General features: G+C 35.7%; 1 pseudogene. It reads left to right on the top strand.

The window, feature by feature from the left end:
- A pseudogene (gene rho / locus D7Y13_RS44795) lies at positions 1-387 on the top strand (transcription termination factor Rho); the annotation flags it as partial.

Consider the following 387-nt stretch of genomic DNA (forward strand, 5'->3'; position numbering starts at 1 on the left):
GGGGAAAAAGATATTTATATATCTGCTAGCCAAATTCGTCGTTTTGAAATTAAACGTGGGGATAAAGTAACTGGGAAAGTTAGAAAACCTAAAGATAACGAAAAATATTATGGCTTATTACAAGTTGACTTTGTCAATGACCATAACGCAGAAGAAGTGAAGAAACGACCGCATTTCCAAGCTTTGACACCACTTTATCCAGATGAGCGTATTAAATTAGAGACAGAAACACAAAATTATTCAACGCGTATCATGGATTTAGTAACACCGATTGGTTTAGGTCAACGTGGTTTAATAGTGGCGCCACCTAAAGCAGGTAAAACATCGTTATTAAAAGAAATAGCGAATGCAATCAGTACGAACAAACCAGATGCAAAGCTATTTATT

The organism is Corallococcus praedator, from assembly GCF_003612125.1.
Classification (GTDB): Bacteria; Myxococcota; Myxococcia; order Myxococcales; family Myxococcaceae; genus Corallococcus; species Corallococcus praedator.